The 408-nt window shown below is 47.1% G+C and carries 1 protein-coding gene; it reads right to left on the bottom strand.

The annotated features are described in order from the left end of the window. On the bottom strand, window positions 1-408 hold a 408-nt coding region (locus tag ACNY69_RS21650), incomplete at both ends, for an IS110 family transposase (RefSeq protein WP_418800358.1).

The raw sequence follows: 408 nt of genomic DNA, 5'->3' as shown, positions 1-408 counted from the left end.
CCGTTAAGTGCATCGATACGCCGTACAAGAGCCTGCAACTTTCTGACGGGCGCAGCTACGGGTTTCCATTGGTCTGGCTGCATGGCTTTACAAAAGCGTGCAATCAACCGGGAGTCTGCTTTATCAGTTTTAGTTCTGGTAAGTTCAGAAGCCGCAAATCCCTTAATTCTTGCGGGGTTAACGATGCTGACTTTCAGATTCTTATCGTACAGAAAAGTAGCGAGGGCAGTACCATAGTTGCCAGTTGCTTCAAGACACACATGAATGTCCGGAATATTGCCTGCCTGCAGCCACTTACTGAGTGCTGTAAAGCCGGCGGGGGTGTTTTCAAATGCTTTACACCGATAAACCCCATCACAGAGTTCAGCTGCATCAAACTTCTTACTGGCAATATCAATTCCAAGATAA

This window comes from Pantoea graminicola (assembly GCF_048452665.1).
Taxonomy (GTDB): Bacteria; Pseudomonadota; Gammaproteobacteria; order Enterobacterales; family Enterobacteriaceae; genus Pantoea.
This window is presented reverse-complemented; position numbering and strand designations above follow the sequence as displayed.